This is a genomic window from Streptomyces sp. KLMMK (genome assembly GCF_036961605.1).
Taxonomy (GTDB): domain Bacteria; phylum Actinomycetota; class Actinomycetes; order Streptomycetales; family Streptomycetaceae; genus Streptomyces; species Streptomyces telluris.
Genome location: NZ_JBAMDC010000324.1, coordinates 1 through 7,484, shown reverse-complemented (window position 1 = coordinate 7,484; position 7,484 = coordinate 1). Strand labels below are relative to the sequence as shown.

Genomic DNA, 7,484 nt, shown 5'->3' with positions numbered 1-7,484 from the left:
GAAGCCCTCCGCGCGGTGTACGGCTAGCACGCGCACACGTCCGGTCCGGCACCGCCGGGTCTCCGACGCCGGATCGGCGGTGCCGTACCCCCCCCGGCCGAAACGCCGTGAGGCACGTCAAGGCGGGGACGCTACAAATACAACCCCGCGTCCGCCCCGTCGTGCTGCGGCGGCACCGACGCCGGCCCGCTGCCGCGCCGCAGTGCGAAGAGCTCCGCGAGCGTCGCGCCCTCGCGGCCCACCCCCTGGTCCGTGCCCAGCCAGCCCACGGACTCCGCGCGGCTGAGCGGGCCCACCTCGATGCGGGCCAGGCAGCGGCCCGGCCGCACCACGGCGGGGTGCAGCCGCTCCAGGTCCTCGTTGGTGGTGACGCCGACGAGGACGTTGCGGCCCTGCCCGAGCAGCCCGTCCGTGAGGTTCAGCAGCCGTGACAGGGCCTGACCCGCCGTGTGCTTGGCCTCGCCGCGGATCAGCTCGTCGCAGTCCTCCAGGAGCAGCAGCCGCCAGCGGCCCTTGGAGCCGCCGTCGTCCTCGCCGATGGCGATGTCCATCAGATAGCCGACGTCGTTGAAGAGCCGCTCGGGGTCCAGCACGCAGTCCACCTGGCACCAGTCCCGCCAGGACCGCGCGAGCGTGCGCAAGGCGGAGGTCTTCCCCGTGCCGGGCGGGCCGTGCAGCAGGAGCAGCCGGCCCGCGATGTCATCCGGGGTGATCTTCATCAGCCGGTCCATGGCGTCCGCGACGCGCGCGGTGTAGTTGGGCCGGACCTCCTCCCACGTGCCGGCGGAGATCTGGCGGGTCGTCCGGTGCGGGCCGCGCCGCGGCGAGACGTACCAGAAGCCCATGGTCACGTGTTCGGGCTGCGGCTCGGGCTCGTCCTCCGCGCCCTCCACGGCCTGGCCGAGCACCTTCTTGGCCAGTTCGTCGCTGGTGGCCGTGACCGAGACGTCCGCGCCCCGGTTCCAGCGGGAGATCAGCAGCGTCCAGCCGTCGCCCTCGGCCAGGGTCGCGCTGCGGTCGTCGTCGCGGGCGGAGCGCACCACGTGGGCCGCCGGCGGCAGGAGCGTGGCCCCGGACTTCACCCGGTCCACGGAACGGCTCTGCGCGTACGGCTGCTCGCCGGTGGCGAACCGGCCCAGGAAGAGGGCGTCGATGACGTCGGACGGCGAGTCGCTGTCGTCCACGTTGAGACGGATGGGCAGCGATTTCTCGGTCGGAGTGAAGTCCGGGTCGGTGGGCAGGGCCTGCCTCCTGGCGCTCGGTCGGCGGTCGGCACACATGCCGCCCATGATCCGGCACGGAGAGCCCGTGCGCACCCAGGTTTTCCCCTGATTCACGACCGGATGCGCAACACCCGTCCACGTTCGCCCGGAAGGCGCCGCACATCGTTTCGGCCGCGGATACGCTTGCCCGTGATGGGACGACGGGGTGTGAGTCGGACGTTTTGGCGGGCCGGGTGGCGGCGGGCCGGGCGGTGGCGGTTCGCCGTACTGCTCGCGGCCGGTGCGGTCGCCCTGGCCCTGCTGCTCGTCCTCTGGGCGACCGGCCGGCAGACGGGAGGGGACGGTTCGCCGGACGGCGCGAACGGGGACAGGGCGGCGCTCCGGCTCGGCTGGGGCTTCACCCACACCCAGTACAGCGCCGACCGCGGCGACGACGCCGCCCGGCGGACCACCGCGGGGCTGCTCACCGCCTCCGGTATGCCGCAGAACCAGCACATCATGGGCTGGGGCGTCGACAATCCCGAGCCCAGGCCCGGCACGTACAACTTCGGCGATCTCGACCGCCGCGTCGCCTACATGCGCAAGACCGGCACGACACCCGTGCTCACCCTGTGCTGCGCGCCCGACTGGATGAAGGGCGGCGGGGAGCGCACCGACTGGTCGCTGAAGTCCCTGGAGAAGGCGCCCGACCGCGCCCACTACAAGGACTTCGCCAAGCTGGCCGGCGTCATCGCCAAGCGCTATCCGGACGTTCGTCATTTCATCGTCTGGAACGAGTTCAAGGGCTTCTACGACGAGGGCCGCAACCGCTGGAACTACGAGGGCTACACCGAGCTGTACAACCTGGTCCACGCGGAGCTGAAGAAGCAGAACAGGGCCAACCTCGTCGGCGGCCCGTACCTCAGCATGGACAGCAATCCGCCAGGCTCCACCTCCAACGCCTCGTCCCTGCGCGGACCCTGGGGCTCCGTCGACCAGCGGGCCGTCGACGCCCTCAAGTACTGGAACGCCCACAAGAGGGGCGCCGACTTCCTCGTCGTCGACGGGGCCAGTTACACCCGTGAGGACAGCAAGCTCTTCCCCGACGAGTTCGCCGCGACCCGCAAGTTCGCCGACGTGACCACATGGCTGCGCAGGACCGTCGACCTGCCGGTGTGGTGGTCCGAGTGGTACGCGGAGCCCGCCGACGCCAACGACGACCGCAAGTCCTGGTCCGAGGCGCACCGCACCGCAGTCCACGCCACAGCCTTGATCCACTTCGCCCGGTCGGGCGTCTCCGCGGCCTTCTACTGGAACCCGGAGAAGACGGGCGAGGACTGCCCGGGCTGCCTGTGGCGCAGCACCGAACTCAAGGGCGGCGGGGGCGGGCTGCCGATGCTGGACCTGCTGTCCCGCTTCGGGAAGGCCTTCCCGCCCGGCGCCGAGCTGCGCACCCCGGAGGTCACGGGCGGCAACCGCGACGCCGTGTCCGCCCTCGCCTCGGGCAGCACCGTCCTCGTCGTCAATATGCAGGACCGCCGGCTGACCGTCGAGGTCGACGGCAACAGCCTGGACCTCGCGCCCAACGAGATCCGCTGGACCGGCTGACCCCCACCGGAGCGGGCTGCGGCGCCCGCTTCACGACATCGTCGCGAAGCGGTGCACCAGCGACGCCAGCAGGACCAGCAGCAGCGGCAGCGCGAACCAGTACGACCCCTGCAGCCAGCGCAGCTGACGCACCCCCGGCCGGGCCGCGACCCGCAGCACCTCCCGCGCCGTCAGCAGCACCAGCAGCGCCACCGCCGCCAGACCGCCGATCACCGACACCGGCGTCCACGTCACCCGGGGACCCGCCGGGCCCGGCCGGGGCTGCGGGGCCGCACCGGCCGGCTTGTCCTTCAGCTCGTACAGCACCGCGTCGTCGTTGACGAGCACGCGCCGCAGCTCCGGCCGGCCGTCGAGCGTGAACCGCATCCGGGCGTCCCAGTCCGCCGCATAGCCTGCGTCGAGTTCGAGATAGACCGACTGGCCGCGGTTGACCATCAGATACGCCCGGGGACCCGCCTTGCGGAGCGCGGTGACCAGATCGTCCACGCGGGCCGGATCACGCGGGGCGAGCGTTGCGTCGTAGTGCACCCGCTCCATGTCCCGGGCGCCCCACGGCATGGCGGGGGTGACGTTCTTCGAGGGGTCGCTGCTCATCCACAGCAGCCGTACGGTCGGCTCGTCGTGCGCGTACACGAAGTCCATCGCGGCGACCTCGCCGGGCCGCACCCGCTCGAAGGACTCGTTGCCCCAGCGGGCCACCAGGAAGCCGAAGATCAGGACCAGGCCCGCCAGCAGCGCGGCCACCGGGGCCAGGACCGGCCGGCCGGGCCGCTCCGTGGCATGCGGGAACAGCGCGAGCGCCGCCAGGACGCACGCACCCGGCAGGGCGAAGAGGAAGACCCGCAGGGCCACCTCGCCGCCGTAGGACTGCATGCCGAAGGCCAGGAAGGGCACCCCGGTCAGCACCAGCAGGGCCACGTCGCCGATCCCCGCCCGGCGGCGCCGCCACCAGCCGATCGCGGCGAAGGACAGCACGCCGCCCGCGAGCACCACCCGGGCGTAGAGCACCAGCTTGTGGACGGGGCTGCCGCCCTCGATCCGGCCCGAGACCGACGAGGAGACGTTGCCCCCCAGGGAGCCCAGGCCGCCGAACAGCTCGTCGAAATGGCCCGACCAGTAGGGCTCCGCCAGGAAGCCCACCCACACGATCAGCATCACCCCGCACAGCAGCGGCAGCCCGCGCAGCGTGGAGCGGCGGGTGAGCACCAGGGCGGTCAGCACCCCGAGCATCACGAACGGCGTCAGCTGGTGGCTGGCCACCGACGCCGCGAACAGCGCGACGACCACGGCCAGCAGCGCGCCCTGCGCCCTCCGCCCGGCCAGCTGCGGTTCCGCCTCGCCCGGGAGCAGCGTGCCGCGCAGCTGCCGGGGCCAGCGGAACCACACCAGCAGCACCGCGGCGAACAGCAGGTAGAAGAAGTAGTTGAGCGCCTGGGGTGAGAAGTAGTCCTGCCCCACCCAGCCGCACAGCACGAACAGCCAGGCCGCCGTCCACTTCGCCCGCCACCCCGCGCGCACGGCCCGCAGCAGCAGCGCGAGCGGCGCCAGGCACAGGAGCTGGATCGCCGTCGGCCACCAGCGCAGCACCTCGGTGAGGTCGCTCACGCCGGCCGTCTTCGCGGCGAACGCCATCAGGGCGAAGAAGCCGGGCCAGCTCCAGCGGGCGTCCAGGTCCGGCGCCGCCACGCCCGTGCGGTCGATGAAGTCCAGGAAGCCCAGGTGCTGCCAGGCCGTCGCGAAGCGCGGCTGGTCCTCCAGCACCGCCGGCAGGGCGTGCAGGGAGATCACCGTCAGCAGCAGTACGGCCGTGAGCAGCCGGCGCCGCTGCCCGTCCAGCCGCAGCGCGGCCACGAAGGAGACGACCAGCAGCGCCACGCCCCCCAGCGTCGCCACGGGCAGCACGGAGACCAGGCCGAGCCCGCCCATGCGGTCCAGCGCCAGCTCGCCGACGCTCACCAGCGGCAGCCAGTACAGCGCGAGGGCGGCCGCGAGCAGCAGCCAGACAGCCGCCTCGGGGCCGCTCCACCACGGCGCCGGGCCCGGGGGAGCGGAGCCCTTCTCCTGTGCGGCCTTCTCTGGTGCGGCCTTCTCCCGCGCAGGTGCCGCGACGGGCTGCTCGGAGGCCGCCTGGGACGCGGCCGGGGAGACGGAGTGGGACACGACGACTGCCTCCGGGGTGTGCCGGAGATCAGGGCGCCTCTCCAAGTGGTCGAAGTCCAGCCGCACGCCCAGCGGCATCGTGTCGGCGTCGAGCGCGGCGCGCAGCGCCCAGCGGGTGCCGTAGGCGCCGCTGTCTCTCTCCCCGGGCTCCTGCTCGCCCTCACCTCCTAAGCCACGGGTGATGCCGTGCCGCGCCCCGCGCCGGAGCCCGCGGGGCTCGGTGCGCGGGGCGTCGCGCCGGTCGCCGCGGGCCGCCAGGTCGGCCAGATCGCCGTCCGGGGCCACGTCGGGGGCGTAGGCCACGGGCTCCGGCCGGGCGTCGCGCAGTATCCGGCGGAGCTTGACCGCCGAGATGGAGACGATGACGGCCAGGCTGCAGATCTCGGCCACCCCCGCACCCGTGAGCCCCATGCGCGGCAGCAGCACCAGCGTCAGCCCGAGCACCAGCACGCACAGCAGCCCCTGGAGATAGGCCAGTCCGGCCGTCCGGCTCTGCGCCCGCAGCACCGCGAAGTAGACCTCCATGACCACGCGCAGCGCCGCGCCCACCGCGAACCAGCGCAGCAGCGGAGTGGCCGCGTGGGCGTATCCGGGGCCGAAGACGCGCAGGATGTACGGCGCGAGGAGGAACAGCAGCAGACAGACCGGCACCATGATCGTGGCCATCCGGCGCAGCGCCGCCCGGCAGTTCTCCGCCAGCCGCGCGGGGTCGTGCGAGCCCTCCACCGTCAGCGACGCGCCCATGTTGATGGCGAGCAGGTTGACCGTGCCGCCGATGGTGGTGGTGATGTAGAAGTACGCGTTGTCCTCGGAGCTGACCTGGGAGGCGATGATCACCGGCACCAGGTAGACCACGGCCAGGGAGAACAGCGATCCCGTGTAGTCCCCGGCGAGGAAGCGGCCCATCTCCCGGTACGAAGCGGGCCGCGCGATCGCCTCCGTGGCGCTCACGTGCCGGGGCACCAGACGGCGGAAGACCAGCCAGCCCAGCGGCAGCACCGACACGGCGATCGAGACGACCCACGACACGAACACGCCGGAGGTGGGCAGCGTCGCCGCCAGCGCCACCAGCAGGGCGAGCTTCACGGCCGAGAAGACCGTGTTGCCCACCGGGACCCACAGGGCCCGGCGCAGGCCGGTCAGCACCCCGTCCTGCAGGGTGAGCACCGACCAGGCGATGACGGCGGCGACGAAGCCCAGGCCGTTGAGGGAGCCGTTCAGGAAGTGGTACGAGGGCCCCCACGAGCCCAGGGTGAGCAGGAAGACGCACGCCGCGGACGCGACGAGCAGCGAGCTGCCCGCGTACGTCCGGAAGACGAGCTTGCCCGTCGCCCGCCCGGCGACCGGGATGAACCGCGCCAGCCCCCCGGTCAGGGTCACCGCGGTGAGCCCCGCCAGGAGCTTCATCGCGGCGATGGCCGCCGAGCCCTGGCCGACCGCCTCCTCCGTGTAGTACCGGGCGGCGATCAGCCAGTACCCGAGCCCGAGGACGGCGCTGATGCCCGTGTTGAGCATCAGCGCGAAGGCGTTGCGGAACAGCGGGCTGCCGCCGCCCCGCCCCGGCAGCCGCAGCCTGCGGCCGGCCGGTCCCTCCGTCTCCCGCTCCTCGGTTCGGGTGGACGTGTCAGACACGGGTTTCGGTTGCCTTCCTGACGACCTGACGGGTTCTGCGGTAGAGGGCGTAGCCCTTGGTGAGCGTCCGGTCCCGGGCGAAGATCCGCCCCACGCCCCGGCCCTCCACGAGCCGCTCGAACTCGGCGATGCCCGTCGAGCGCCGCACCGTCACCCGCTCCAGGGCGTAGGGCCCCTGGGGGCGGGCGGCCAGGCCGTTGCCCACCGCCAGGGAGATGCCGAAGCCCGCCGCCCGCACGATGCGGCGGACCCTGCGGCTGGAATAGCCGTAGGGGTAGGCGAAGGAGACCGGAGCCCGCCCCAGCTCCGTGGCCAGCACCTCGCGGCACTTCAGCACCTCGAACCACAGCTGGTCGTCCGGGAGCTGGTCCAGCTCCGGGTGCGTGTGGCTGTGCCCCCCGATCTCCATTCCCGAGGCGGCCAGCTCCTTGACCTGGCCCCAGCTCAGCATCAGGTCGAGCGCGCCCCCGGTGTCGTGCGGGCCGCGGAGCCAGCCGGTGGAGGCGAACAGCGTGGCGCGGAAACGGTGCTCCGCCAGCGCGGGCAGGGCGTGCCGGTGCACGCCCTCGTAGCCGTCGTCGAACGTGATCAGCACCGGCTTCCGGGGCAGCCCGGAGCCGGAGCGCCACGCCGTGGCCAGCTCCTCGGCCGTCAGCGGGTGGAACCCGCGGTCGGCCAGGAGCCGCATCTGCCGCGCGAACGCGTGCGGCGAGACCGACAGGCCGTAGGTGGCGCGGGCGGGAGCGTGCGCCACCGCGTGATACATCAGTATCGGGACCCGGGACGTGCTCATGCGCCGGCCTCCTCTGCCGGAGGTCTCGGCCCGGCCGGCTCCTGGGTCGCCGCCACCGCGTACCGGCTGCCGCTGCGGCGCGCCCGGAG

The 7,484-nt window shown here is 73.1% G+C and carries 4 protein-coding genes; 1 reads left to right on the top strand and 3 read right to left on the bottom strand.

The features are described from left to right. Nucleotides 1-131: 131 nt before the first annotated feature. Nucleotides 132-1,289 carry a DUF5925 domain-containing protein gene (locus tag V7793_RS29735; protein WP_443058021.1) on the bottom strand — a complete coding sequence of 386 codons (1,158 nt, stop codon included), beginning with the start codon at nucleotides 1,287-1,289 and terminating at the stop codon, nucleotides 132-134. Between the two features lie 126 nt (nucleotides 1,290-1,415). Between V7793_RS29735 and V7793_RS29730 the strand changes: the two genes are divergently transcribed. Continuing rightward, complete coding sequence (locus tag V7793_RS29730) at nucleotides 1,416-2,810, top strand: xylan 1,4-beta-xylosidase (RefSeq protein ID WP_336012226.1); 1,395 nt, start codon at nucleotides 1,416-1,418, stop codon at nucleotides 2,808-2,810. Nucleotides 2,811-2,840: 30 nt separating this feature from the next. On the opposite strand, the gene V7793_RS29725 is transcribed toward V7793_RS29730, so the two are convergent. Together V7793_RS29725 and V7793_RS29720 are read right to left on the bottom strand one after the other, a co-directional pair. After that, entirely contained in the window at nucleotides 2,841-6,602 is a 3,762-nt protein-coding gene (locus V7793_RS29725; protein ID WP_336012224.1) for a lipopolysaccharide biosynthesis protein, read from the bottom strand. Continuing rightward, a complete protein-coding gene (locus tag V7793_RS29720) occupies nucleotides 6,595-7,395 on the bottom strand; it encodes a polysaccharide deacetylase family protein (protein ID WP_256791020.1) in 801 nt (266 codons plus the stop codon). Before V7793_RS29720 ends, V7793_RS29725 begins: the two co-directional genes overlap by 8 nt. Nucleotides 7,396-7,484: the final 89 nt, after the last annotated feature.

What these genes read in the sequence shown, in the direction of transcription:
- V7793_RS29735 (WP_443058021.1), bottom strand. Translation starts at nt 1,289, where the DNA reads ATGGGCGGCATGTGTGCCGACCGCCGACCGAGCGCCAGGAGGCAGGCC.
- V7793_RS29730 (WP_336012226.1), top strand. Translation starts at nt 1,416, where the DNA reads ATGGGACGACGGGGTGTGAGTCGGACGTTTTGGCGGGCCGGGTGGCGG.
- V7793_RS29720 (WP_256791020.1), bottom strand. Translation starts at nt 7,395, where the DNA reads ATGAGCACGTCCCGGGTCCCGATACTGATGTATCACGCGGTGGCGCAC.